We start from the raw sequence: 26,529 nt of genomic DNA, 5'->3' as shown, positions 1-26,529 counted from the left end.
TCGTTGGCATAAAAAGAGCCTGCGGCACCCGTCCCCCCAGGACCGGGCACCGCAGGCAGTTCGGTTCACGGCTGCGCGGCTATGACTTGTTCAGGATCCGCCACGCTGCACGGCGTTCGGCCTGCTGGTGCGGGTCGGGCACCGGGGCCGCGGCCAACAGGCGGCGGGTGTAGTCATGCTGCGGGGCGTGCAGCACATCGGTGACCCGGCCCTGCTCCACCGCCTTGCCGTTCTGCATGACCACCACCGAATCGGCCAGCATGTCCACCACCGCCAGGTCGTGGCTGACGAACAGGCAGGCGAAGTTGAAGTCGCGCTGCAGATCCTGCAGCATCTCCAGCACCACGGCCTGTACCGAGACGTCCAGCGCACTGGTCGGCTCGTCCGCGATCAGCAGCTGCGGGCTGAGCGTCAGCGCCCGGGCGATGCAGATGCGCTGGCGCTGTCCGCCGGAGAGCTCGTGCGGGTAGCGGTTGATCACGTTGCGCGGCAGCTTCACCGCGTCCAGCAGCTCCTGGGCGCGCTTGATCCGCGAGGCCTTGTTCCCCACCTTGTGCACCACCATCGGCTCGGTGATGCACTCACCGATCGGGAACCGCGGGTTCAGGGAGGCGGCCGGGTCCTGGAAGATCACCCCAATGGACTTGCGCACCTCCCGGGCCTGGCGCGGGGAGAGCTTGGGCAGGTTGTTGCCCTGCACCAGCAGGCTGCCCTCGGCGACCGGCAGCAGGCCGAGCACCGCCTTGGCCACCGTGGATTTGCCCGAACCGGACTCCCCCACGATGCCCAGCACCTCACCCTTGGCGATGTCGAAGGAAACCCCCTCCACCGCCCGGTACTTGGTGCCGCGCATGTCGTACTCCAGGACCAGGTCCTTGGCCTCCAGCACCAGTTCCCGCCCGGGTTGGGCGCCCTGGCTGGCGTGGGTTTCCGTCGCGTGCGCGCCGGTGCCGTTCAGCGAGAATTCGCGCAGCTTGGGCACGGCGGCCAGCAGCCGTTGCGTGTATTCGTGGCGGGGGCTGAGCAGCACCTGGTCCACGGTCCCGGTTTCCACCAGGTTTCCCTGGAACATCACCGCGACCCGGTCGGCCATGTCCGCGACCACGCCCATGTTGTGGGTGATCAGCAGGATGCCGGTGTTCAGCCGGTCCTTCAGTTCGCGCAGCAAGTCCAGGATCTCGGCCTGCACTGTCACATCCAGCGCCGTGGTCGGCTCGTCGGCGATGATTACCTTCGGGTCGCAGGAAATCGCCATGGCGATGACGATGCGCTGGCGCTGGCCGCCGGAGAACTGGTGCGGGTACTGGCGGATGCGGCGTTCGGGATCCGGAATCCCCACCATGCTCAGCAGTTCCACTGCCCGGGCGGTCGCCTCCTTGCCGTAGGCGATTCCGTGCAGCTCCAGCGCCTCGGTCAGCTGGCGCTCAACGGTGAGCACCGGGTTCAGGGCCGTCATCGGCTCCTGGAAGACCATGGCGATGTCGGTGGCGCGCATCTTGCGGATCCGCCCCTGGTCCAGGCCCACCACGTTGACGTTGCCCACCCGGGCCGCTCCGCTCACGTTCGCGTTGCCCGGCAGCAGCCCCATGGCCGCGGTGGAGGTGACCGACTTGCCCGAACCGGACTCGCCGACCAGCGCCACCACTTCCCCGGGACGCACCTCAAGGCTCAGCCCCTTCACCGCATGCACGTCACGGCTCTCGGTTTCGAAGGTGACCTTCAGGTCCTTGAAGCTCAGTGCGTAGTTTTCGCTCATCTCGGTGCTCATGCCTGTTCCTTCCGGATCTTCAGCGACAGTCGGCGGCGGCGTGCCCTAAAGGTCTGGCGCGGGTCGAACGCGTCGCGCAGCCCGTCACCGAGGAAGTTCACGCTCAGTGCGATGGCCACGATGATCATGCCCGGCCACCAGAACAGCCACGGGCGGGAGGTGAACGCGTTCTGGTATTGGCTGATCAACAGGCCCAGCGAGGATTCGGGTGCCTTGACCCCGAAGCCCAGGAAGGACAACGAGGACTCAAGCAGGATCGCCCCGGCAATCGCGAAGGTCGCGTTGACCACGATCACCCCGATGGTGTTTGGCAGCAGGTGCTTGAAGACCACCCGGCCGGTTTTGGAGCCCATGGCCTGGGCGGCGGCGACGTACTCGCGTTCCCGCAGGGAGAGCACCTCGCCGCGCACCAGGCGGGCCAGGCCCGTCCAGGTCACCAGGCCCAGCACCAGGGCCAGGGTGATGATCGAACCGGAGGAGGCCCCGGCCATCTGGCCGAGCACTGCGGCCAGCACCAGCAGCGGGATCACGATGAACAGGTCGGTCAGGCGCATCAGCACCTCATCGACCCACCCGCGGAAGTAGCCGGCGATCGCGCCGACGATCGAGCCGATGAAGGTGGAGACCAGGCCCACCACCACGCCGATGATGATGGACTTCTGGGTCCCGTTCATCACCAGCGCGAAGTAGTCCTTGCCAATTGAATCCTGCCCGAACGGGTGCTCCCCGATCTGGAAGCCGGAGCCACCCAGCCAGGTGGGCAGCAGGCTCATCGTCGGCTTGCCGCCGTTGACGACATCTCCGGCATTCAGGTAGGACTGGCCCCACCAGCCGGGAATCGGACCGTAGCCGATGGAGGTGAACGCCACGACGGTGATGAGGATCAGCACCGCCGAGGAGATCATGGCCGGACGGTGGCGCATGAAGCGTTCCAGGACAATGCGTCCCTGGCTCTTGGACAGCTCGTCGTTGCGGGAGAGCTTGGCGTCCTCCACCTCGGCGATCGAGGTGAGGTTTTGCTCCAGCGGATCCTCAATGGGCTCGCTGCCATGCAGCTGCTCGCCGGTAGTCACGTCATCCGGCATCGGTTCGCGCGGCAGGGAGCCTTGACGCTCGGTGTCATTGGTGTTGCTCATGGTGTGTCCTTCGGTGTCCCACCCTGAATTTCTATGCTTTGCCATCTGATCCGTCCTATACGCGAATGCGCGGGTCAAGCAGCGCGTAGACGATGTCGGCCAGCAGGTTGAACAGGATCGCGGCGGTGCCGGTGACCAGGAAGAAGGCCATCACCGGGTTCGGGTCCACGGCGCGCAGCCCGGTAGTGAACATTTCGCCCATGCCCTTCCAGCCGAACACCGTCTCGGTGATCACCGCGCCGCCGATCAGTCCGGCGAAGTCGAAGGCCGCGATGGTGGCGATCGGGATCAGCGCGTTGCGGAAGGCGTGACGGAAGATCACGGTGCGTTCGGCCAGGCCCTTGGAGCGCGCGGTGCGGATGTAATCCTGCTGCTGCACCTCAAGCATGGAGGAGCGGGTGTAGCGCGAGTAGCTGGCCAGGGAAATGATCGCCAGCAGGATGGTGGGCAGCAGCAGCTGGGTGCCGTTGTCCAGGAAGTGGTCCCAGAACCCGCCCTCCAGGTTCGGGGTCGAGGAGCCGATCGTGGAAATGGGGCGGGACTTGATCTTCATGAATCCCGGCCAGGCGCGGAACAGGTGGTCGATCACGGTCAGTGCGGCACCGGTGAAGCCCACCAGCATGCTGACGCTCATCGCCGCCTTGCGCAGCCGCCCGCCCATCATCCGGCCAATGACGGCCGGCAGGGCCAGGGCCAGGATCAGGCCCAGCAGCAGGACCCAGACGTTGGGTTCCAGCAGCAGGTTGAAGCTGGCGTAGTAGATCACCAGCACCAGTGCGGTGGTGATCAGTGCCGGGTACAGGACGCGGCGTTCCTTCAGGCCCACGCTCATGGCGGTGGCGCTGAGCGCCACCAGCCCGGTGAGCACCACGATGACCGCCGGCCCCATCTGCGGGTAGCGGTAGAAGTTCAGCCACAGGGAGTACTGCAGCATCAGCGGCACGAACACGGCGGTGATGACCAGGGTCAGTCCCCGGCGCTTGAGCGAGCCGCCCAGCAGCATTTGCAGGATCACACCGGCGATGATGCCGATCAGTATGGAGGTGCCCAGCGTGATGTGGGGCGCGGCGATCCAGTTGTTGAATTCGATGGCCATGTAGTTCTTCAGCAGCACCGCGGCCCAGAAGACCGGCAGGGAGAAGAAGAGGAAGGTCAGGAAGGTGACCAGGTAGTCCAGGCCCGAGTACTGGCGGACCGCGGTCAGCACACCGATGGCGATGCCGACGATGGCCGCGATGATGGTGGCCAGCACCACCAGCCGCAGGGTCGAGGAGGCGGCGTTGGACAGCAGTCCGGAGACCTCGATGCCGTTGATGTTCCGGCCCAGGTCACATTGCCCGATCAGGCAGCGGGAGGCACCGGCAAGCCAGCCCAGGTACCGGCCGTACCAGGGTTGGTCCAGCTCCATGTACTCGATGCGCTGCTGCATGAGAAATTCGCGGTTGTCGGCGTTGGACTCCCGAAGATCCCCCAGGGGGTCACCGGAATTGATGACCAGGATGTACAGCAGCAGTGAGGCGCCCAGCAGCACGCCCAGGGCGGAGGCCAGTCGCTTGAGGATGTATTTCAGCACGGTGTGTTTACCTACTCTCTACGGCACCGTGAACGCTGTGGGCAGCCGGTGGGCTGGCCGCGGGCATGCTGTGGGGCCCGACCGATGGGTCGGGCCCCACAGGCGTTCAGCGGTTGGAGTCAGCTAGCGGTCCGGGGACTGCTACTCTGCTCGCACCCACTGTTCGGCGTTCCAAACAATGCCGCTCTGGGTGGCGGTGAAGCGGACGTTGTCGATGTCGGAGCTGGCTGCGTTCAGACCCGGGTGGGCGAACAGCGGGATGCCGTACAGCTCATCCCACAGCAGCTTTTCGATCTTCTTGGTCTGCTCCAGGTGCACGGCCGGGTCCAGCGATCCGGCCAGGGTCTCCCATGCCTGGTCAACTTCCTTGTTGGAGAACTTGCCGTAGTTCTGCGGCTTGCCGGTGGAGTAGATGTTCTGGCCCGAGGAGATCTGGCCGGAACCGGCCCAGGCGAACAGTGCTACCTCGTAGTCACCACGCTCCTGGGTACCGCCCGGGGCGAAGAACTGCGGATCACCGGCGTCCTCGACCTTGAAGCCCGCCTTGTCACAGGAGGACTTGATCGCAGCCACCTCGTTGGTGCGGCGTTCGTTCGGCGAGGAGTAGCCGATGCGCACCTTGGTGCCCACCGCGTCGTTGTCCTCCAGGATCTTCTTGGCCCCGTCAACGTCCACCTCGTCGTAGCGGCCGTCATAGGCTGCGTCGACCACTTCCTGGTAGTTCTCCTGGAAGGGGAAGACCTCGCGCAGGTTCATCACCTTGGCGTCCGGGTTCAGCGGCTTGATCAGGTTGTCCACGATTTCCTGGCGCGGAACGCACATGGCGAAGGCCTTGCGCAGTTCCGGATCGGTCATCGCGTTGCCATCACGGAAGTTGAAGTCCAGGTGCTCCCAGGTCAAGGTGTCACCCGTCAACACGTTTACCGAATCCCCCAAGGCTTCCAGCTGGGTCAGGGTGTCCACGGTGGGCTGCGGAGCAATGACGTTCAGGTCCTGGTTCTCCAGCGACTGCACCATGGTGTTGTCGGCGGAGAAGCGGAAGGTGATGTTCTTGGTCGCTGCCGGGGTGCCGTAGTAGTTCTCGTTGGCCACCAGGGTCACCGACTCACCGGCCTGCCAGCTGTCCAGCTTGTAGGGGCCGGAGGACGGGATCAGCGCCTCGTCGGGCAGCTTGCCCGGGTCGGTGTTCCATCCGGTGTTCCAGAACTCAGCGGCCTTCTTCAGCGCCTTGCCGTCGCCGTTGCGCACGGCCTCCACCATTTCCTCGGTGGACATGCCGCCCTGCTTGGCGACCACGTGGGCAGGGCTGACCATCCAGGTCTGGATTTCCCAGTCCGGATCCGGGGCCTTGAAGGTCACGGTGAACTTCTTGCTGTCCGGTTCACCTTCAGGGCCCTTGGGGACGGTGTCACCCAGGTCCTGGGAAACCGAGTCGAACAGGGCCTTGTCCCCGTCCTTCAGGTTCGGGTTCTGGATGGCCCAGGCCAGCACCGCGTCCGCGGTGGTGATCGGGGTGCCATCGGACCACTTGGCGTCATCGGAGATGGTGTACTCGATGGTCAGCGGGTCGTCGCTGACCTTCTCGTAGGATCCCAGATCCTCGTTGGCGTAGATCTTTCCATCGGTGCCGAAGTAGGAGAAGCCCGAGACCAGGCGGTCGGTGATGGCCGAGTTGTAGGTCGAGTAGGTCTGCGGAGTGAAGCCGTTGTAGCTAATGAACTCCGGTGCACCCACGCTGACGGTGATGGTGTCGTCCTTGGTGGTGATGTCACCCAGGTCGGCCAGGCCGGTGGTGCTGGCGTCGCCGCCGCCTCCGCCGTTCTGGGTCGCCGACCCGCTTTCCTGCGGTGCATCGGATCCACCCGGTGCACAGGCCGACATGGTAAAGGCCAATGCAGCGCCCAGCGCTACGGCCTTCGAAACGCGTTGAAAGCGCATTTCGCCTCCTTGAGATGATCGAGCAAACGGTGAAGAACCCTCGGTTCCATGTGGAATACATCACACGATGGATTCCGTTGAGCAATAGACTAGCGGGTTTTTGAGTCCTTGGATATAAAAAGAGCGCTTCAGATTCTGCGTGAGCCAGCTCTCGTAACGCAGTGTTATGCGCCATAGTTACCCGCCCGTATCGTGATGCGGCTCTCATATCCGCGAGAACTCAAGGAACTCTTTCACATTGGGAAAATTCAATGGGAACGCGTTAGGATGCGCCCAACCTCAAGGAATTGCTTTATAACATTTTTGCAACATCTGCTTCAGGAGGTAAGAATCCGAAGCATTTCCTGAATTTGCGTCTTGAACGACGAAAACAGGCGCCACCGATCCCAGATGGGATCGGTGGCGCCTGTTCGTAACGGAGCCCGCGCACCGCGGGCCCGCGGCCAGGGCTGCGGCTAGATCAGGGTCGCCCCCGGGATCGCGCCGAGCAGGTTGCGGGTGTACTCGGTCTTGGCATCGTTGAAGATGTCATCGGCCGTGCCCTGTTCAACGATCTGCCCGCGCTCCATGACGCAGACGTGGTCGGCGATCTGGCGCACCACCGCCAGGTCGTGGGTAATGAACAGGTAGGTCAGCCCCAGCTCGCGTTGCAGCTCATCGAGCAGCTCCAGCACCTGGGCTTGGACCAGCACGTCCAGGGCCGAGACGGCCTCGTCGCACACGATCATCTCCGGCTGCAGGGCCAGGGCACGGGCGATGGCGATGCGCTGGCGCTGGCCACCGGAGAGCTCATTCGGGAAGCGGTGCATGGTCGAGGCCGGCATCGAGACCTGGTCCAGCAGTTCCTTCACCCGCTTCTGCCGGCTGGCCGAGTTGCCGATCCCGTGGATGCGCAACGGTTCCTCGATGGTGCGGTAGATCGAGAACATCGGGTCCAGGGACCCGTAGGGGTCCTGGAAGATGGGCTGGACCCGGCGACGGAACTTAAACAGTTCCTTCTCGCTGAGCTTGCCCATCTTCTCACCGTCGAATTCGATCTCCCCGCTGGTCGGCTCCAGCAGGTTCAGCACCATCTGGGCGATGGTGGACTTGCCCGACCCGGATTCGCCCACCACTGCGGTGGTGGTGCCGCGTGGGATCGAGAAGGAGACCTTGTCCACCGCGGTGAACTTGTCCTTGCGCCCAAAACCGCGGCGGATATCGAAGACCTTGGTCAGGTCCGTGATCTTCAGCAGCTCATCCTTCGCCTTGGCTCCCGCCCCCTCGGAGGGGTCCACCCGCTGGCTGGCCAGGGATGGGGCCTTGGCGATCAGGCGCTTGGTGTACGGGTGCTGCGGATTGCGCAGCAGCTCCAGGGCCGGGCCGGATTCAACCACCCGCCCCTTGTACATCACCACAACCTTCTCGGCGCGTTCGGCGGCCAGGCCCAGGTCGTGGGTGATCAGCAGCACCGCGGTGCCCAGTTCGCTGGTCATGGTGTCCAGGTGATCCAGGATCTGCTGCTGCACGGTCACGTCCAGCGCGCTGGTCGGTTCATCGGCGATCAGCAGCCGTGGACGGCAGGCCAGGCCAATGGCGATCAGCGCACGCTGGCGCATGCCGCCGGAGAACTCGTGCGGGTACTGCCCGGCACGGGTTTCCGGGTCCGGCAGCCCGGCGTCGGCCAGCACCTGGGAGACCCGTTCCTTCGGGTTCTTCCCGGCCAGGCCGTTGGCCTTGAGCGTCTCGCGCACCTGGAAGCCGATCTTCCACACCGGGTTCAGGTTGCTCATCGGGTCCTGCGGGACCATGCCGATCTGGTTGCCGCGCAGCTGCACGAAGCGCTTCTCGCTGGCCTGGGCAATGTCCTCCCCATCGAAGAGGATCTGCCCCGAGGAGACCTTGCCGTTGCCCGGCAGCAGGCCGATGGCCGACAGCGCGGTGGTGGACTTGCCCGAACCGGACTCGCCCACGATTGCCACGGTCTCCCCCGGCATGACGGTCAGGTTGGCATCGCGTACCGCGTGCACCGGCCCGTCCGGGGTGGAGAAGGTGATGGCCAGGTCCTTGATTTCCAGCAGCGGCTGCGGAGTTTGGGTCTCAGCCATGACTAGGCCCCCTTCCGGGACTTGGGATCCAGCGCATCACGCACGGCATCGCCGAGCATGATGAAGCTGAGCACGGTGGCGGAGAGGAACAGTGCGGGCCAGAACAGCACCCACGGGTTGTTGCGCAGCTGGGTCTGGGCTGCGGCGATATCGTTACCCCAGCTCATCACGTCCGGCGGCAGGCCAATGCCCAGGAAGGACAGCGTCGCCTCGGCCACGATGTAGATGCCCAGGTTCACGGTCGCGATCACGATGATCGGGGCCAGCGAGTTCGGGATCACGTGCTTGACCAGGGCGCTGAACTTGGACAGGCCCAGGGCCCGGGAGGCCTTCACGTAGTCGGCCGCGCGCGATTCGATAACCGCACCGCGGGCGATGCGGGCCACCTGCGGCCAGCCGAAGATCGTCAAGGTCACGATCACCGTCCACACGCTCTTGTTCTCGCGGAACGCCGGCAGCTGCATCACGATGATGGCGCCCAGGATCAGCGGCAGGGCGAAGAAGATGTCACCGATGCGGGCCAAGACCGCATCCAGCCAGCCGCCGTAGTAGCCGGCCAGCGCGCCAATGGAACCACCGATGATCACCACGAAGATCGTGGTCATCACGCCCACCAGCAGGGAGGCCCGGGTGCCGTAGATGACGCGGGAGTAGATGTCGCAGCCCTGGAAGTTGAAGCCCATGGGGTGACCTTCGGTGGCCGGGGAGTTGGAGTTCATCAGATCGCACTGCAGCGGGTCGTTGCCGGTGAGCACCCCGGGCAGCGCGGCGACGAACAGCACCGCCAAAATCATGATGACCGAGATGATGAACAGCGGCTGCTTGCGCAGCGAACGCCAGGCCTCGGCCCACATGGACAGCGGCTTGCTGGTTTCCTCCACCGCGTCCACGGCCTTCAGCGGCGTTTCGTCCAGCGGGGCGACGTAGTGCGGGATGTGGTACTTGGAGACCTTCCCGGCCCGGCGGTTGGGTTCCATGCCGCCGGAGGCATTAGTTGGTGTGATGTTCTCAGGCATAACGGATCCTCGGGTCAAGCAGGGCGTAGAGCAGGTCAACGATCAGGTTGGCGAGCACGAACACGATCACCAGCACCCCGACCACGGCCACCACGGTGGGCGTTTCGCCCTTCTGGATCGCCTGGTAGAGCAGGTGGCCCACCCCGGGCACGTTGAAGATGCCCTCGGTGACGATCGCGCCGCCCATCAGGGCACCGAGGTCGGCGCCCAGGTAGGTGACCACTGGGATCAGCGAGTTGCGCAGGATGTGCACGGTGATCACGCGGTTGCGGCTCAGCCCCTTGGCGGTGGCGGTGCGCACGTAGTCGGCCTGCTTGTTCTCAATGATCGAGGTACGGGTCAGGCGCAGCACGTAGGCGAAGGACACCAGGCCCAGCACCACGGCCGGCAGGATCAGCTCATCCCAGCGCGCGCCCCCGGAAACGGTTGGCTTGGCCCACTGCAGTTGCACGCCCACCACGTACTGCAGCACGAAGCCCAGCACGAAGGTCGGCACGGCGATCACGATCAGCGAGGCGATCAGCACGGTGGAGTCGAAGATCTTGCCCTTGCGCATCCCGGCGATGACGCCGAAGATGATGCCGAAGACCGATTCGATGGCCAGGGCCATCACGGCCAGGCGCGCGGTGACCGGGAAGGCCCGGGCCAGCACGTCGCGCACTTCCTGGCCGGAGAAGGTGGTGCCCAAGTCGAAGGTCACCAGGCTCTTGAGGTACAGGGCATACTGCACCCAGAACGGCTTGTCCAGGTTGTACTGGGCGCGCAGGGCGGACTCTACCGCCGGGGACATCGGCTTACCGCCGGACAGCGCCTGGATGGGGTCACCAGGGGTCGCGAAGACCAGGAAGTAGACCAGCAGGGTGGCACCGAGGAACACCGGTATCAGCTGCAGGAACCTTCGTAGCGTAAATGTAATCATGGCTGGGTCTCACTCCATGATGCGGTAGGGCACTGGGCCATTGTCTTTCCTCATTTCCGTCGGATATTGCCGGACGCGCAAGCTTGGTGAAGTGACACGTCAAAGGGAGACCCACACGCAGGAGGGTCTCCCTTCGCCGTGCACAAGCACCCGAACCGCTTCCACGGCTCAGGCCACTCGCAAATTACTTGCCGGTGATCTCGTAGTAGAGCGGCACGCCGTTCCACCCGAATTCGACGTTGGAGACGTTGTCGCTCCAGCCGCCCTGGACTGCCTGGTACCACAGCGGGATGGCCGGCAGGTCCTTGAACAGGATCTCCTGGGCTTCGTTGAAGATCTTCGCGCCGTCCTCGGGGGTCTTGGCAGCCAAGCCCTCCGAGAGCTTCTGGTCGAATTCCTTCGAGGAGTAGTCGCCGTCGTTCGAGCCGGCGCCGGTGCCGTACAGGGCTCCGAGGAAGTTGTACAGCGACGGGTAGTCGGCCTGCCAGCCGGTGCGGAAGCCGCCCTTCATGTCCTTGGCGGTGACCTTGTCACGCAGGGCCTTGAAGGAGGTGAACGGCTCCGGAGTGGCGTCGATGCCCAGGTTGTTCTTGATCTGGTTCACCACGGCCTCAACGTATTCCTTGTTGCCGGCACCGTCGACGTTGTAGCCGATGGACAGCGAAGCGCCAGACCATTCATTGATCTTGTTCGCTTCCTCCCACAGCTTCTTGGCTTCGTCCACGTTGAACTCCAGCACCTCGCTGCCCGGAATCGAGTCCGAGTAGCCTTCCAGGACCGGGGCGGTGAATTCCTTGGCGATGACCTTGTTGCCGAAGTAGATCTTGTCGATGATCTGCTGGCGGTCGATCGCGCGGGAAATCGCCTGGCGACGCAGGTTGCCTTCCTCGTCCTGGCCAAAGTGGTCGATGTAGTTCGGGATGGTGATGGTCGCGTTGCCGGCGTACGGCGAGTTGACCGAACGGTCCCCGAGGTCATCCTGGAACTGCGCCAATGCGCTTGGCGGCACCTGGTCCAGCACGTCGAGGTTGTTCGACAGCAGGTCCTGGTAGGCCGACTCGGTGGACTGGTAGACCTTGAAGTCGATGCCGGCGTTCTGCGCCTTGCGCGGACCGTCGTAGCTCTCGTTCGGCTCCAGCTTCAGGTTGACGTCGTGGTTCCACTCGGTCAGCTTGTACGGGCCGTTGCCCACCGGCTTCTCACCGAAGGCCTTGGGGTCGTCATACGCGGCCTCCGGCAGCGGGTAGAAGGCGGTGTAGCCCAGGCGCAGCGGGAAGTCGGACTCCGGCTGGCTCAGTTCCACGGTGAAGGTGTGGTCGTCCACAACCTTCAGCCCTTCCATCTCGTCGGTCTTCGCGTCCTTCTTGATGACCTCGTCGTAGCCCTTGATGGACTCGAAGAAGTAGGAGTTCAGCTGCGCGTTCTTCGCTGCGGCGCCAAAGTTCCAGGCGTCGACGAAGGATGCCGCGGTCACCGGGGAACCATCGGAGAAGGTCTGGCCTTCCTTGATCTTGATGGTGTAGTTCTGCGAGTCCTCGGTCTCGATCGACTCGGCGATCTCGTTGACGACCTTGCCGTCAGCGTCGTAGCTGACCAGGCCGGTGAAGATCATGTCCATGATGCGGCCGCCACCAACTTCGTTGGTGTTGGCCGGCAGCAGGCCGTTCTGCGGTTCGGTGGTATTAGCGCTAATGACCTTCGAGGTGTCGCCGCCGCCCTCAGCGGATCCGTTGCCACCTTCGTCGGACGAGCCACCACCGCAAGCGGTTAGGGTTAGCGCCAAGGCCGCGGACAGCGCCAGCGCCTTGGATGCCTGCGAGTATCGCATCCTATTTCTCCTCAACTTTGAGTTGCAGTTCGCTACAACGAACAGTCTGTGTCCCACGGCACTAGTGAGCCGCAGCACTAGTGAAAGACGTTACAGCAAACATTCCGAAACAACTAATGAACATTCACATATTTTGCGGATTGTTATCCGCCTGATATGCACACATGGGAAAATGGTGGCAGCGTCACGGTCCCACGATTATCTGAAAAGGTTGATCAGCCCCGGATTTTCCAGCACCCCTCCGAGGTCCGCGAGGAACTGGCTGCCCTCCTTGCCGTCGATCAGCCGGTGGTCGAAGGACAGCGCTAGCGTGGTCGTGTGGCGCAGCGCCAGCTCGTCCCGGTACTCCCACGGACGGCGCTTGATCTGCCCCGCGGCGAGGATTGCCGCTTGACCCGGCGGCAAGATGGGTGTTCCGGCATCCACGCCGAAGACTCCCACGTTCGTGAGTGAGAACGTACCGCCGCTGAGCTGCGCCGGGGATAGCGTCCCGGCCCGGCCCTGTTCGATGATGCCCGACAGCGCCTCGGCCAGCTCGCCCAGTGACAGGCGCTGCGCGGCCGGCACCACCGGAACCAGCAGTCCCCGGTCGGTGGACACCGCCATCCCCAGGTTCACCGAGCCGCGTTCGATGATCTGCCCGTTCTCCCCATCCCAACTGGCGTTGATGGCGCGGTGGGTGGCCAGCAGCCGGGTGCTGACCAGGGCCAGCAGGGTCGTGAAGTTCACGTGCTTCCCCCGCAGGCTCGGGTGCTGCTTGAGCTGCTCGATCAGTTCCAGGCTCGCGGTGACATCCACGGTCAAGAACTCGGTGACGTGCGGGGCGCTGAAGGCGGAGTCGACCATCGCCTTGGCCGTCGCGCGGCGCACCGCACTGATCTTCACCACCCGGTCCTCGTCCTGTGCCGCGGGCGAGGGCGCGGGCGGCTGTCCCTGCGCGACGGCAGGCTGCTGCCCGGCGGTGGCCTGCGTGCCGCGGGCGGCCAGCGCCGCCTCCACGTCGGCCCGCACGATCAGCCCGTCCCGGCCGCTGCCGGTCACCTCATTCAGGTCAATGCCGTGGTCCCGAGCGAACTTGCGCACCGGCGGGGTGCTGCGCGGCACCGTGGACCGCGCGTCCAGGTCCAGGACTTCACCCGGGCTCTCTGCCGGCGTATTCGGGGCCGCGGCGGCCGGCGTCTCCGGTTCGGGTGCGCAACGCCCCGGCGCCTGGGTGGTTGCCGGCCCGCGCCGGGCCTTGCGGGCCGGACGCTTGCCGGTGGAGGGTTCGGCACCGTAGCCGACCAGGGTCGGGGTGCGCTTCGCGGTCCCGGACCCGTCCGCGCCGGAAGGAGCCTGGCCAGCGCCCCCGGCCCCGTCGCCGAAGGTCACCAGCGGGCTGCCCACCGGGACCACTTCCCCGGCCTCGGCGTGGATCTGCTCCACCACTCCCGAGTACGGGGAGGGCAGCTCAACCACGGCCTTGGCGGTTTCCACCTCGGCGATCACCTGGTTCAGCTCCACCTGCTCGCCGACCTGGATCTTCCAGTTCAGCACCTCGGATTCGGTCAGTCCTTCACCCAGGTCGGGCAGCTTGAAAATCTGTGTGGCGTTCATAGGGCACTCACCTGGTGGGCGGATTCGTTGCGGCGCATGACGGTGTCCACGCCGGTCAGGATGCGATCCAGATCCGGCAGGTGGTGTTTCTCCAATCGTGAGGGCGGGTAGGGGATGTCGAAGCCGGTGACCCGCACCGGGGCGTGCTCCAGGTAGTCAAAGCAGCGTTCGGTGATCTGGGTGGCGATTTCCGCCCCCATTCCGGCGGTCGGGCCGGCCTCGTGCACGATCACGACCTTGCCGGTGTGCTTCACCGACTGAACCACGGTGTCCATGTCCAGCGGGTCCACGCTGCGCAGGTCAATGACCTCCAGGCTGATTCCCTCATCCTCGGCGGCCTGCGCCGCCTCGGTGATGGTGTACACCGTTGGCCCGTAGCCGATCACCGTCGCGTCCTGTCCGGGGCGAACGATCTTGGCCTTCAGCGGACCGGGCTCGGCCGCTTCCCGCTCGATCTGGGCGCTTTCGTGGTAGCGGCGCTTGGGTTCAAAGAAGATCACCGGGTCATCGCTGGCGATCGCGTGGCGCAGCATCGAGTACGCGTCCTGCACGCTGGAGGGGGCATAGACCCGCAGCCCGGCGGTGTGCGCGAAGTAGGCTTCCGGGGATTCGGAGTGGTGCTCCGGTGAACCAATGCCCCCGCCGTACGGGATGCGCACGGTCACCGGCATCTTCACCCGGCCCCGGGAACGGTAGTGCATCTTGGCCAACTGGGAAACCAGCTGGTCAAAAGCCGGGTAGGTGAACCCGTCGAACTGGATCTCCACCACTGGGCGGTACCCGCGGTAGGCCAGCCCGATCGCGGCACCCACAATCCCGGATTCGGCCAACGGGGTGTCGATCACCCGCTCGGCCCCGAACTCGTCCTTCAGCCCGGCGGTCACCCGGAACACCCCGCCCAGGGTGCCGATGTCCTCGCCCAGCAGCACCACCTTGTCGTCCTGGCTCATCGCATCGCGCAGTGAGCTGTTCAGCGCCTGGATCATTGAGCTGCGGCTCATCGGCCCTCCCCCGTCTCGAAGCCTTCAAGGTATTGCAGGTAGTCATGCTCCGCCTTGGCCAGCGGGGCGTGCTCTTCCGCGTACACGTGCGCGAACAGCGCGGCCGGGTGCGGGTCGGGCATCGAGGTGATCGCCGCGCGCAGCTGCGCGGCCAGCTCGTCCGCGGCCTGCTCCCCGCGGGCCACGTACCCGGCCACGTCGGCGCCGAGCACCTCCAGGTGCCGCGTCAGCCGGTCGATCGGATCCTTCTGGCGCCATTCGGCCAGGTCCTGCTCGGTGCGGTAGCGGGTGGGGTCATCGGCGGTGGTGTGCGGTCCCATCCGGTAGGTGACCGCCTCGATGAAGGCCGGGCCGCGTCCGGAGCGCACGTGCTCCAGCGCCGCGCGGGTCACCGCCAGCACCGCCAGCACGTCGTTGCCGTCCACCCGCCAGGCGGCCAGGCCGAACCCGGCGGCGCGGTCGGCCAACTGGGTGCGGGTCTGCAGGCCCACTGGTTCGGAGATGGCCCAGTGGTTGTTCTGGCAGAAGAACAGCGCCGGGGCCTGGTAGCTGGCGGAGAAGACCAGCGTCTCGTTCACATCGCCCTGGCTGGTGGCCCCGTCCCCGAAGTAGCCCAGGGCCACCTGGTTGCCGCCGTCGAACTTGATGCCCATCGCGTAGCCGGCGGCGTGCAGCGCCTGCGCGCCGATCACGATCTGCTGGCAGGCGATGTTCACCTCGTTCGGGTCCCAGCCGCTGGGGGTCACCCCGCGCCAGACGCTGAGCAGGTCCTCGGCCTTCACCCCGCGCGCCCAGGCGACCCCGTGCTCGCGGTAGGAGGGAAAAATGAAGTCGTCGTCGTTGGTGGCGCGCACCGAACCGATCTGCGCGGCCTCCTGGCCCAGCAGCGGGGCCCACAGCCCCAGTTCTCCCTGGCGCTGCAGGGCGGTGGCCTCTACGTCCATGCGGCGCAGCACCATCATGTCGCGCAGCAGTTCGCCCAGCTTCTTCTCGTCGACATCCGCCAGGTACTGATCCAGGTCGGCATCGGGTTCTCGTTCACCGTTGACCTTGAGCAGCTGGTGCGTGGGTAGGCTCCCAGCCACAAGATCCATGCGTTGTGTGGACACGATCGGCATCCTTAATCTCGCGTGGTCACTTGGGAAGTGCAGGGGGCATCTTCCCGCTTACTGTGATGCTACTCACAAGATGCAGGATGCACAATGGGTCACCGGCAGTTAGCGCACAATGCACTATTTTTGGGATCCGAACGGTGCTAACCTGCACCTTATGCAAGCCCTTGATTCAACCGACCGCCGGATTCTGCTGGCCCTGTCCTCCGTTGCCCGGCGCAGCGCCTCGGCGATCGCCGCCGCCCTGGGGATGGGACGCAATACGGTGCAGAGCCGGCTCAGCCGGCTGGAGGGCGAGGTGTTGGATCCGATGGACCGGCGCATCCCGCCGGCGGCACTGGGCTTCGGCCTGCTCTCCTTCGTGGAACTGCACGTGCAGCAGCGCCACCTGGGCACCATCACCGAACAGCTGCGCCAAATCCCGGAGGTCATCGAGGCCCACGGGCTGACCGGGTCGGCGGACATCCTGGTGCGGGTGGCCGCGGCAAATGCCGAGGAGCTGTTCCGGGTGCACGGCCGGCTGCTGAACATTGAAGGGGTGCAGCGCGCGGACTCGGCCCTGTCGATGGCCGAGCTGGTGCCCTACCGCACCACGAAGCTGATCGAGATGTCCCTGGGAGAACACCGCAGCGGCGCCGAAACGGCCGGGAACGGGCAGGGCCGCTGCGGGGAACCGGCCTGAGCACCATCACGGTGCGTCCCGTTCCCCACAGCGGCCCTGGAATCTTCCGGCGGCGGTGGCGCGCCTAGAGGGACACGACCCCGGTGCGCTCCAGCTTGTCCCACTTCGCCGGCTTGTTGGTGAGCTCCTTGAACAGGGCGCTGAGCATGCTCAGACCCATCAGCACCGAGTACACCGGCCACAGCGGAATCGTCCACAGGTGCCGGGTGTCCCCCAGCGCCCGGTTCAGCGTCATCGCATAGAGGGCCAGGAACAGGGAGACGAAGATCCCGAGCCAGGCCAGGAACTCGAGCCAGGTGCCGCCGATCGGGTTGGTCCCGAAGATGATCACGAACGGCAGTGCCAGCAGCACCAGCAGCTGCACGACCGGCATCACCACCATGTTGAAGGTGTTGAACAGCAGGAAGAAGCCAAACGCCCCGTACCGCGGGTTCGCGTGCATGGAACGGTGGATGCGGATTGTCTGCAGCAGCCCGCGCGCCCAGCGCACCCGTTGACGCCACAAGCCCCTGAGCGTGGACGGGGATTCGGCGTACACCAGCGCCCGCGGGGCAAAATTCACCTGGTAGCCGGCCTTGTGCACTCGCCAGGTCAGCTCCAGGTCCTCGCCGATGATCCGCTCGTCCAACGGCCCGGCCTCCTCCAGCGCGCTGCGCAAGAACGCCCCGGAGTTCCCCGAGACGATCGGCAGGCACCCGATGAACGCCAGCGCCCGGCGCACCACCCCGGTGCCCAGGTGGGAGATGACGGTCAGCAGCCGGGTCTGCACGGTGTTCAGGTTCACCGGACGGTCATCCCCGCACACCGCCCCGATGCGCGGGTGGCTGAAGCCGCGCAGCATCTCGTTGATGGTCTCGGCGCCAAAGACGCCGTCGGCATCCACGAACAGCAGCACTTCCCCAGTGCTCTGCGCGAACCCGTAATTCAGGGCTGCGCCCTTGCCGGAGTTCGGTTGGGAGAAGCTGCGCACCCGCGGATCGCGTTCGGCCCACCGCTGCATCAGCTGGGCGGTGCCGTCCGCCGACCCATCGTCGACCAGAATCACCTCAAAATCCGGGTAATTGCTGCCCAGGATGGATTCGACGCAGTGATCGAGTACCACGGCCTCGTTGTAGGCCGGCACCACGATGCTCACCCGGGGCCGGCTTTCCAGCAGCGGCGATCCGGCAGCGGCCCTGCGCCGCCGTTCCCGGAACACGAAGGCCAGCGACAACGGCACGAAGGCCAGCTTGATCAGCCCCATCCCCAGGATCAGCCCGCCGCTGACCAGGAACAGCCCGAAGAGGATCATCCAGATCGAATCGACGCCGTCGCCGAAGAGGTCAATGAAGAACTGCATCGCCTAGCCTCGTCCCACGGGTTGAACGCTCAAGGCCTGGGCCTGCTGCAGCACCAGTTCCAGCAGCTGCGGGGCGCGGCGCGAATTGGCGCCGAAGCGGGCGTTGACCTCCAGCACCACGGCCCGGCCATCGGCCAGCCGGCGCACATCCAGATCCGCCTGGAACTCAAGGCCCAGGGCCCGAACCGTGTCCAGCGCCAGCGCGGCAATCTCCTCGGCTTCCGGCCCGTCGATGCGCACGGTGTCCACGGCGTTGCCGACCTTCCCCTGCTTCAGTTCGGTCTTGCGGACCACGGCACAAAAATCGGTTCCCGAATCCGGGCCGGCGTGGAAGACCATGGGCGCGTACTCCTCGCCGCTGGCAAATTCCTGCAGCAGCCAGCTGTCATCCAGTTCGGCCAGATCCAGTTCGTCGGCCGCATCGATGAGGCTGACCCCACGCCCGCCCCGGGCCACCCGCGGCTTGAGGATGAACGGCGAGCCGAGCGCGTCCACCGCCTGCTGGGTGCTGGCGAAGTGGCTGGGCAGGGCCGAACGCGGCACCGGGACGCCGCTGCTGATCAGCCGGGTGACCGTCAGCCACTTGTCGTGGGCGGTGTCCACCGCCGCGGCGGCACCAATCATGACCACGCAGCCCAGCTGCCCGGCCTCGTGGGCGGCGGCAACGGCCGGCAGCTCATCGCTGACCGTGGGCAGCAGCACCTGTACCCCGTGCTGGTGGATCAGGTCGGCCAGCCGTGGAATCATGCCCGGATCATTGGAGGGCGGCACCTTCTCGACGAGGTCGTAGAACTCGTTCGGCGCGTTGTCCATGTCCGCCCCGATCACCTCATGCCCCGATCCGCGCAGCTGTTCCCCCAACGCCATTCCGGCGGGCCCGTTGGCCCCGGTGATAAGGATTCGCATCTAGAACACTCCTACTGACGAGCCAAGGAGCCGGACGGCTTCGAATCCCTCGGCGAATTGGGTTTTGGCCTGGTTGCCCCGGAAGGCGGCGATGCCGCGCACATTGTCCGCGCTCATGTAGGGCTTGCCCATCTGGTTTTGGTGCTGGGCGACCGCGTTGACCTTCACGTCCAGGTAGTCCTCGATGTCAATGAACACCGCCGGGTTGAACTTGCGGGTCGCCGAGGGGCTTTCAAAGCAGAGGATCGAAGAGTGCCGGCGGGCGGCGCGCAGCGTGGCCAGGTGCACGGCGTGGTGGTCCTGGTGCTGGTCGTGCTCCGAATGGGTGAACAGCACGTCGGGATCCAGTTCTCCGATGCGCTGTTCGATCAGCGCGACCATCTCGTTGGACGATTCCGAAAGCCGGGTATCGGGCAGGCGGCCGGCTTTGACGCTCAGCGCGCCCATGAACCGCGCTCCGCGCATCGCCTCATGGCCGCGGATGTCCTGGTCCCCGCCTACCGCACCGTTGCTCATCACCAGCACGTGGACTTCGTGCCCCGCATCGGCCAGCTTGGCCAACGTCCCACCGCAGGCGATCTCCAGGTCATCGGGATGGGCACCGACCGCGAGGATGACCCGACGCTGCTCGGAGGGGACGGCCGGGATGATGGCGTAGTTCATTGCCAGTCCGGCGACCACGAAGAAAAAGAGCAGGGTCACCAGGACGATCAGGTCCGCCTGGTGTCGGCTGGCCAGCCAACCGAAGGCGCTGGCCAGGTTCGCGAACGTGAGGATCAAGGAACCGAGGTAAAGAAATGAATAGAGCTGTTTGCCGCGTCTGAAGCGACGGCTAAGCCGGGTGCGCTGGCTTTCCAGCGACAACCCAATCGCCGCCCCTATCCCTAAAAGGGCAGCAAAATATGACAACCAGGGCATGTGCGAGTCCCCCAAATAAATGTAAATTCAATGCCGTTCAACAGTTTTTTGCGCGCGAATAAGCGGTAGTGAAAATCGCGCAGCCGCACCGGGGCAGGACATTGAGACCCCTCTCAAGTCCTTGGTGCATCAGCCGAACGTATCGAAATTCCCCAATACGTGTGGATGTGGCCGCAAGAGAGCGACCACTGAGCTATTTATACACAACCCCCAGGTCATTCACGAAATCCCTGACTGCCGCGTACCGATAATCTCTTCACCACTGATCTTGCCATGCTTCACCGACAATGATGCCCGGAAAAAGCCGAAGTACCGCGTGTTCTCCGGTTATTCCTACCGCGTTCAATCGTCGGCCACCTCCTGCCCGCACCCGCCTGGTGCCGCGGGCGCGGGTGAGCATTGGGTGTGATTCTGGCCTCTTTCCGCGCCGCAAAAACTGTTGGGTTCCCGCTGGCGCTTTCCTTTGAAAAACCGGATTCGCCTTTCTTGGCCCCAAACATTTCCAGGCCTTAGAGCAACGCAAAAATCCTCCGGAAGGAACCGCTAACTGGTTCTTCCGGAGGATTTCTGGTGTTTTTTGGACCGCGCCCCACGGGACGCAGCCGGTGTTCGCTAGTGGTCCACGGCCTTTTCGGCGCCAACCCCGGTGAGTGAACGGACTTCCATTTCGGCGGCCTTGACCGCGTCCTCGGTGCCCTTATCGGTAATCGAGCCGATCCAGCCCAGCAGGAACGCCAGCGGGATGGAGATGATGCCCGGGTTGGACAGCGGGAAGATCGCCATGTCGATGCTCGGGATCATCGAGGTCTCCGAACCGGAGAACACCGGGGAGATGATGATCAGGCCCAGGGCCGAGAACAGGCCACCGTACATGGACCACAGGGCCCCGCGGGTCTTGAAGCCCTTCCAGAACAGCGAGTACAGGATGGTCGGCAGGTTGGCGCTGGCCGCGACCGCGAAGGCCAGGGCCACCAGGAAGGCCACGTTCTGCCCCTGGGCACCGATGCCACCGGCGATGGACAGCACGCCGATCACCAACACGGTGCGGCGGGCCACCTTCATCTCCTTCTGCGGGGTGCTCTTGCCCTTGGCCAGCACCGAGGAGTAGATGTCGTGGGCGAAGGATGCCGCCGCGGTGATGGTCAGCCCGGCCACCACGGCCAGGATGGTTGCGAACGCGACCGCGGAGATCAGACCCAGCAGCAGGGTGCCGCCCAGTTCGTAGGCCAGCAGCGGGGCCGCGGAGTTCACGCCGCCCGGGGCCGCCAGGATCTTGTCCGGTCCGATCAGCGCACCGGCGCCGTAGCCCAGCACCAGGGTGAACAGGTAGAAGGCACCGATCAGCCAGATCGCCCAGACCACCGACTTGCGGGCTTCCTTCGCGGTGGGAACCGTGTAGAAGCGCATCAGCACGTGCGGCAGGCCGGCGGTGCCCAGCACCAGGGCCAGGCCCAGGGAGATGAAGTCCAGCTTGCTGGTCTCGCTGACCCCGTACTTCAGGCCCGGGTTCAGGATCTCGGGGTTGTTCGCCACCTCGGCGGCGGTGCCCAGCAGCTCGGAGAAGTTGAAGCCGAACAGCGCCAGGGTCCAGATGGTCATCACGAAGGTACCGGCAATCAGCAGGCAGGCCTTGATGATCTGCACCCAGGTGGTGCCCTTCATGCCGCCGACCAGTACGTAGAGGATCATCAGCGCGCCGACGACCACGATCACCAGGGACTGGCCCAGCTTCTCATCGATGCCCAGCAGCAGGGAGACCAGCGCACCGGCGCCGGCCATCTGCGCCAGCAGGTAGAACACGCACACCGCCAGGGTGGAGACCGCCGCGGCGATGCGCACCGGGCGCTGCTTCAGGCGGAAGGAGAGCACGTCGGCCATGGTGAACTTGCCGGTGTTGCGCAGCAGTTCGGCGACCAGCAGCAGGGCCACCAGCCAGGCGACCAGGAACCCGATGGAGTACAGGAACCCGTCGTAGCCGTTGATCGCGATTGCCCCGACAATGCCCAGGAACGAGGCGGCGGAGAGGTAGTCACCGGCGATAGCGGTGCCGTTCTGTGTTCCGGTGAAGGACCGGCCGCCGGCGTAGTAGTCGGCTGCGGTCTTGTTGTTCTTGCTCGCCTTGAGCACGATCACCAGGGTTACCCCAACGAAGCCGGCGAAGATCGCAATATTCACCCACGGGTTGCCCACCGTGGTCTCGCTGGCCGCCTGGGCCAGGATCATCGATGCGGACATCTACTTAACACCCTTCTTTTCCAGGCGTTCGCGGATCTTGGTCGCCTTGGGGTCCAGCTTGCTGTTGGAGAACCGCACGTAGGCGGCGGTGATGGCGAAGGTGGAAACGAACTGCAGCAACCCGAGCACGATGCCCATGTTGATGTTGCCCAGCACCTTGATGGACATGAAGTCGTGGAAGTAGTCCGCCAGGATGACATAGGCGAAGTACCACACGAGGAAAAAGATGGCCATGGGGAACACGAAGCTGCGATGTGTCTTGCGCAGCTCGCCGAACTCTTCAGAGTTCTGTTCCGCGACGAAGTCGACCTCGGTGGCGACGTCGTGTTGCGGGTTGGAGCTCATTGCTCTCCTCCTTGGATTCTGCACGCGGTGTGATCACTGCCACACGCACGATGTGACTGACTTCACTATGCGTGATCCCCCGCGCGCCCGGTAGTAGCCGGCGCCCCATGCATGGCCAGCGGTCAAGATCATGCGCCCAACGGCACACCCGGGCGCGACGAACGGTCGGCCGGGCGGCGCAGTGATTAGGATTGAGGCATGTCAACAGCCTTGGAGATCACCCTGATCGTCACCGTGGCGTCCATCGGGATCGCCATCGTGGGGTTCCTCGGCTTCCGGATTTCGCGCTCCACCCGGGAGATGGGCACCGACGCCGAGCAGGCGACCTTCCAGGCGCTGCACCACATGTCAGTCGCCGTCCCGCACCTGGCCGAGGGGCTGAACGAGGTCAGTGCCGCCAAGGCGGCCCGGGCGCTGCGCAAGCTGCTGGGCTGCCAGGGCCTGGTGATCTCCGATACCGCCACCGAGCTGGGCGTTGAAACCAGCCAGGCCCTGCCCGAGCCGGTGCTCGCCGAATTGCGCGGCACCGTCAAGGACGCGATCGCCACCTCCAAGACCCAGGTGAACAAGCTGCCGGGCACCACCCTGGTCAGTGCCCCGCTGCTGCGTTCGGGCACCCCAGTCGGTGCGGTCAGCGCCGTGCACGCGCACGCCGGTGCCGGGTTTGTGCGCGCCGTCTCCGAGGTCGCTACCTTCGTTTCGGCCCAGCTGTCCCTGGCCGAGCTGGACGCGTCCAAGGCGATGCTGCTCGAGGCCCAGGTCCGGGCGCTGCGCGCCCAGATCTCCCCGCATTTCATCTACAACTCGCTGAACGCGATCGCCTCGTTCATCAACACCGATCCGGCCCGCGCCCGGGAACTGGTGATCGAGTTCGCGGACTTCACCCGCTACTCCTTCCGCCGCCGCGGGGACTTCACCACCCTGGCCGAGGAGTTGGAGGCGATCGACCGCTACCTGCTGCTGGAAAAGGCCCGGTTCGGGGAGCGCATCCGGGTCTCCCTGCAGATCGCCCCCGAGGTGCTGCCCACCCAGATCCCGTTCCTCTCGCTGCAGCCGCTGGTGGAAAACGCGGTGCGCCACGGCCTGGAGGCCAAACCCGACGGCGGGCTGATCTCCATCACCGCCACCGACGAGGGACAGTACGCGATGATCCAGGTCGAGGACGACGGGGCCGGGATGGACCCGCAGAAGCTCTCCAGCGTGCTGGCCGGGACCACCACCAACCTGCACGTGGGGCTGCGCAACGTGGACGTGCGTCTGCGCCAGATCTACGGGTCGGGCCACGGACTGGTGATCGACACCGCCCCCGGGGCCGGCACCCTGATCACCTTGCGCATCCCCAAGTTCGTGCCGCTGCCCGACGCGGAGATCGGCGCCTAGCCACCGCGGCAGGGCCCGGCCCCCAACCGGCCCCTGACCCAACGGGGTGCGCGGCGGCGACTGGGTAGACTGGAACAATGATCAATGTCGTAGTAGCCGACGATGAGCTGCCGGCAGTCGAGGAACTGGCCTACCTGCTCAGCCAGGACTCCCGGGTCGGGCAGATCTTCCGGGCCACCTCCGGGGCGGCGGCGCTGAAGGCGCTGGAGGAAGAAGACGTCGATGCCCTGTTCCTGGACATCCACATGCCCGCGTTATCCGGGCTGGACATCGCCCGGGTCATTTCCCGCTTCACCAATCCCCCGCACATCGTCTTCGTCACCGCCGACGAGGACCAGGCGCTGGAGGCCTTCGAACTGGCCGCGGTGGACTACGTGCTCAAGCCCATCCGCCCGCAGCGGCTGGCCGAGTCGGTGCGGCGCATCTGTGAGCTGGTCGAGGACACCCAAACCAAACCGGAAATGGTCACCGTGGACCAGGGCGGGGTCACCAAGCTGATCGAACGCGACTCCATTGCCTACGTGCAGGCGGCCGGGGACTACGCGCGGCTGCACACGCCCAACGCCAGCTACCTGATCCGGGTGCCGCTCAACGACCTGGAAACCCAGTGGGGCCCGGCCGGCTACGTGCGCATCCACCGCTCCTACCTGGTGAACATGGAACACGTGCAGACCGTCAAGCTCGCCACCGGCAAGGCCTCGGTCCTGGTCAACGGCGTGGAACTGCCCATCTCCCGCCGGGCGCTGCCCTACCTGCGCGAGAAGCTCTCGGCCAACCGGGTGCGGCCACTGTGAGCCAGGATCCCGATGCGCACTTCACCGCCCAGCGCCCGGCCCGGGTTCGGGTCCAGGCCCCGGCGGATGCCGCCGTGGACCTGCAGGTTCCCTCCGCCGAGCACAGCGCCGAGAACTTCTATGTGCGCCAGCTGATCCGTTCCCAGCTGCGCCTGGCGGTCTCGGTGGCCAGCGGGATCATCGTCCTGCTGGTGGGCATCACGGTGCTGCTCTCCTACTGGCCGCAGATTTCCCAGATCACCCTGGCGCGCATCCCGCTGCCCTGGTGGATCCTGGGGCTGGGGGTGTACCCGCTGATCCTGATCGCCGGGGTGCTGTACAACATCTCCGCGGTGCGCAACGAGAAACGCTACCGGAGCATCGCCCGATGATGGCGGTGCTCAGCCTGCTCACCCTGCTGGTGGTGTGCCTGGCCACCGTGCTGGTGGCGGTGCACGGGCTGCGCCTGTCCCGCACCACCTCCGACTTCTATGTCGCCAGCCGCACCGTGCGCCCCTGGTGGAACGCCTCGGCGATCGGCGGCGAATACCTTTCGGCCGCCTCCTTCCTGGGGGTGGCCGGGCTGATCGTGGTCTCCGGGCAGTCCGGGCTGTGGTTCCCGATCGGCTACACGGCCGGCTACCTGATGCTGCTGCTCTTTGTGGCCGCGCCGCTGCGCCGCTCCCAGGCGTACACGCTGCCGGACTTCGCGCAGATCCGCTTCGCCTCCCTGCCGCTGCGCAAGCTGACCACCTACCTGGTGGTGCTGATCTGCCTGCTGTACATCGTCCCGCAGATGCACGGGGCCGCGCTGACCCTCTCGATTGCCACCGGGCTGCCGGGCTGGGTGGGGCCGCTGATCGTGGCGGCGGTGGTGTGCCTGACCGTGGTCTCCGGCGGGATGCGCTCGGTGACGTTCGTGCAGGCCTTCCAGTACTGGCTGAAGCTGGCCGCGCTGGTGATCCCCACCGTGCTGTTGCTGGTGCGCATCATCCCGGGCAACGACCCGGGGATGCGGGTGCAGCAGCTGAGCGAACGCATGGGTGATGGCGGCAGCCTGGGGCTCTACGAAACCATTTCCATCATCATTGCCCTGCTCTTTGGCACCCTGGGCCTGCCGCACGTGCTGGTGCGCTTCTACACGAACCCCACCGGCCAGGCGGCCCGCTCCACCACGGTCATCGTCCTGGGGCTGCTGTCGGTCTTCTACATCTGGCCGGTGGCCCTGGGGGTGCTGGGACGGCTCTACACCCCCGAGCACCACGCCCCGGGCAACGCCGATGCCACGGTGCTGCTGCTGCCGCAGTGGATCTTTGACGGCTGGGCCGCGGACGTGCTGACCGCGGTGGTGGTCGGCGGCGCCTTCGCCGCGTTCCTGTCCACCACCTCCGGCCTGGTGGTCTCCCTGGCCGGGGCGGTGTCCCAGGAGTTCTTTGCCGGCACGGTGCGCGGGTTCAGGATCTCCACGGTCATCGCCACCCTGGCGCCGCTGCTGGTGGCGGCGTTGACCAGTTCCCTGGCGCTGGCCGGGGCGATCGGCAACGTGTTCGCCTTCACCGCCTCAACCATCTGCCCGCTGCTGCTGCTGGGCATCTGGTGGCGGCAGCTGACCAGTATTGGCGCGATGGCCGGGATGCTCACCGGCGCGGTGAGCTGCGCCCTCGCACTGCTGGTCAGCGGGCTGCTGGCCGAATCAGAGTCCGTGCTGGCGGCGCTGCTGCGCCAGCCGGCCGCGTGGAGCGTGCCGCTGGCGTTCGTGGTCACGGTCCTGGTTTCGCTGACCACCGCCAAACGGGTTCCGCGCAACGTGGACCGGATCCTGGAACGGCTGCACGTGCCCGAACGCAGCGCCCTGAGCGACTGACCCCACCCTCACCGGATCACCGGCGTTCAGCGCCGTGATGTGGTGAGCTGGAGGCAGGAAAAGAGCGCGGCGGGCCGCCCCATGCCAGGGGCGGCCCGCCGCGCTCTTGTTCG

21 protein-coding genes are annotated in these 26,529 nt (G+C 65.6%); 5 read left to right on the top strand and 16 right to left on the bottom strand.

Annotated elements, in window-relative coordinates:
• Nucleotides 1–79 precede the first annotated feature (79 nt).
• The 11 genes from GcLGCM259_RS04070 to GcLGCM259_RS04020 form a co-directional block, all read right to left on the bottom strand.
• Nucleotides 80–1,768 (bottom strand): ABC transporter ATP-binding protein, encoded by a 1,689-nt coding sequence (locus tag GcLGCM259_RS04070; RefSeq protein ID WP_138925850.1) that lies wholly within the window; start codon nt 1,766–1,768, stop codon nt 80–82.
• Nucleotides 1,765–2,853, bottom strand: a complete 1,089-nt coding sequence (locus tag GcLGCM259_RS04065) for an ABC transporter permease (protein WP_138927164.1) — start codon at nt 2,851–2,853, stop codon at nt 1,765–1,767. The genes GcLGCM259_RS04070 and GcLGCM259_RS04065 overlap by 4 nt, the downstream gene beginning before the upstream one ends.
• Nucleotides 2,854–2,959: 106 nt before the next feature.
• A complete protein-coding gene (locus tag GcLGCM259_RS04060) occupies nt 2,960–4,477 on the bottom strand; it encodes an ABC transporter permease (protein WP_138925849.1) in 1,518 nt (505 codons plus the stop codon).
• A gap of 141 nt (nt 4,478–4,618) precedes the next feature.
• Complete coding sequence (locus tag GcLGCM259_RS04055; RefSeq protein WP_138925848.1) at nt 4,619–6,415, bottom strand: ABC transporter family substrate-binding protein; 1,797 nt, start codon at nt 6,413–6,415, stop codon at nt 4,619–4,621.
• A gap of 455 nt (nt 6,416–6,870) precedes the next feature.
• Nucleotides 6,871–8,502 (bottom strand): ABC transporter ATP-binding protein, encoded by a 1,632-nt coding sequence (locus tag GcLGCM259_RS04050; protein ID WP_138173372.1) that lies wholly within the window; start codon nt 8,500–8,502, stop codon nt 6,871–6,873.
• Between the two features lie 2 nt (nt 8,503–8,504).
• Nucleotides 8,505–9,479, bottom strand: a complete 975-nt coding sequence (locus tag GcLGCM259_RS04045; protein WP_138173442.1) for an ABC transporter permease — start codon at nt 9,477–9,479, stop codon at nt 8,505–8,507.
• Between the two features lie 31 nt (nt 9,480–9,510).
• Nucleotides 9,511–10,437 carry an ABC transporter permease gene (locus GcLGCM259_RS04040; RefSeq protein ID WP_138925847.1) on the bottom strand — a complete coding sequence of 309 codons (927 nt, stop codon included), beginning with the start codon at nt 10,435–10,437 and terminating at the stop codon, nt 9,511–9,513.
• Nucleotides 10,438–10,621: 184 nt separating this feature from the next.
• Nucleotides 10,622–12,265: a peptide ABC transporter substrate-binding protein gene (locus tag GcLGCM259_RS04035; RefSeq protein WP_138173376.1), complete on the bottom strand. Its 1,644-nt coding sequence runs from the start codon at nt 12,263–12,265 to the stop codon at nt 10,622–10,624.
• A gap of 198 nt (nt 12,266–12,463) precedes the next feature.
• A complete protein-coding gene (locus GcLGCM259_RS04030) occupies nt 12,464–13,861 on the bottom strand; it encodes a dihydrolipoamide acetyltransferase family protein (protein ID WP_138925846.1) in 1,398 nt (465 codons plus the stop codon).
• Nucleotides 13,858–14,862, bottom strand: a complete 1,005-nt coding sequence (locus tag GcLGCM259_RS04025; protein ID WP_138925845.1) for an alpha-ketoacid dehydrogenase subunit beta — start codon at nt 14,860–14,862, stop codon at nt 13,858–13,860. The genes GcLGCM259_RS04030 and GcLGCM259_RS04025 overlap by 4 nt, the downstream gene beginning before the upstream one ends.
• Complete coding sequence (locus GcLGCM259_RS04020) at nt 14,859–15,980, bottom strand: thiamine pyrophosphate-dependent dehydrogenase E1 component subunit alpha (protein WP_138925844.1); 1,122 nt, start codon at nt 15,978–15,980, stop codon at nt 14,859–14,861. The genes GcLGCM259_RS04025 and GcLGCM259_RS04020 overlap by 4 nt, the downstream gene beginning before the upstream one ends.
• A 151-nt stretch (nt 15,981–16,131) precedes the next feature.
• Between GcLGCM259_RS04020 and GcLGCM259_RS04015 the strand changes: the two genes are divergently transcribed.
• A complete protein-coding gene (locus tag GcLGCM259_RS04015; protein ID WP_138925843.1) occupies nt 16,132–16,656 on the top strand; it encodes an Lrp/AsnC family transcriptional regulator in 525 nt (174 codons plus the stop codon).
• A 64-nt stretch (nt 16,657–16,720) separates the two neighbouring features.
• Here the strand turns inward: GcLGCM259_RS04015 and GcLGCM259_RS04010 are convergent, their stop codons facing one another.
• From GcLGCM259_RS04010 to GcLGCM259_RS03990, 5 genes are all read right to left on the bottom strand, one after another.
• The gene (locus GcLGCM259_RS04010) at nt 16,721–17,995 is read right to left on the bottom strand and encodes a glycosyltransferase family 2 protein (RefSeq protein ID WP_246049756.1); all 1,275 of its coding nucleotides are present in this window, start codon (nt 17,993–17,995) and stop codon (nt 16,721–16,723) included.
• 3 nt (nt 17,996–17,998) lie between these two features.
• Nucleotides 17,999–18,901, bottom strand: coding sequence for an ATP-grasp domain-containing protein (locus GcLGCM259_RS04005; protein ID WP_138925842.1), 903 nt, complete (start codon nt 18,899–18,901; stop codon nt 17,999–18,001).
• On the bottom strand, nt 18,902–19,681 hold the full coding sequence (locus GcLGCM259_RS04000; protein ID WP_246049755.1) for a PIG-L deacetylase family protein: 780 nt from the start codon (nt 19,679–19,681) through the stop codon (nt 18,902–18,904).
• Nucleotides 19,682–20,431: 750 nt separating this feature from the next.
• Nucleotides 20,432–22,054, bottom strand: coding sequence for a monocarboxylic acid transporter (locus tag GcLGCM259_RS03995; RefSeq protein ID WP_138173386.1), 1,623 nt, complete (start codon nt 22,052–22,054; stop codon nt 20,432–20,434).
• Nucleotides 22,055–22,399: a DUF485 domain-containing protein gene (locus tag GcLGCM259_RS03990; RefSeq protein WP_054821422.1), complete on the bottom strand. Its 345-nt coding sequence runs from the start codon at nt 22,397–22,399 to the stop codon at nt 22,055–22,057.
• A gap of 198 nt (nt 22,400–22,597) precedes the next feature.
• Here GcLGCM259_RS03990 and GcLGCM259_RS03985 point away from each other — a divergent pair, with 198 nt between their 5' ends.
• The 4 genes from GcLGCM259_RS03985 (at nt 22,598) to GcLGCM259_RS03970 (ending at nt 26,416) form a co-directional block, all read left to right on the top strand.
• A complete protein-coding gene (locus GcLGCM259_RS03985) occupies nt 22,598–23,779 on the top strand; it encodes a sensor histidine kinase (protein WP_138925840.1) in 1,182 nt (393 codons plus the stop codon).
• 77 nt (nt 23,780–23,856) lie between these two features.
• The gene (locus GcLGCM259_RS03980) at nt 23,857–24,573 is read left to right on the top strand and encodes a LytR/AlgR family response regulator transcription factor (RefSeq protein ID WP_138173390.1); all 717 of its coding nucleotides are present in this window, start codon (nt 23,857–23,859) and stop codon (nt 24,571–24,573) included.
• Nucleotides 24,570–24,944 (top strand): hypothetical protein, encoded by a 375-nt coding sequence (locus GcLGCM259_RS03975; protein ID WP_246049752.1) that lies wholly within the window; start codon nt 24,570–24,572, stop codon nt 24,942–24,944. The genes GcLGCM259_RS03980 and GcLGCM259_RS03975 overlap by 4 nt, the downstream gene beginning before the upstream one ends.
• Nucleotides 24,941–26,416: a sodium/solute symporter gene (locus GcLGCM259_RS03970; protein ID WP_138925839.1), complete on the top strand. Its 1,476-nt coding sequence runs from the start codon at nt 24,941–24,943 to the stop codon at nt 26,414–26,416. Before GcLGCM259_RS03975 ends, GcLGCM259_RS03970 begins: the two co-directional genes overlap by 4 nt.
• The last annotated feature ends 113 nt before the right edge of the window (nt 26,417–26,529 follow it).

This window comes from Glutamicibacter creatinolyticus (assembly GCF_006094275.1).
Lineage (GTDB): Bacteria > Actinomycetota > Actinomycetes > Actinomycetales > Micrococcaceae > Glutamicibacter > Glutamicibacter creatinolyticus.
Note: the sequence above shows the minus strand (reverse complement) of the source record. Positions and strands in the feature narration are given on the sequence as shown.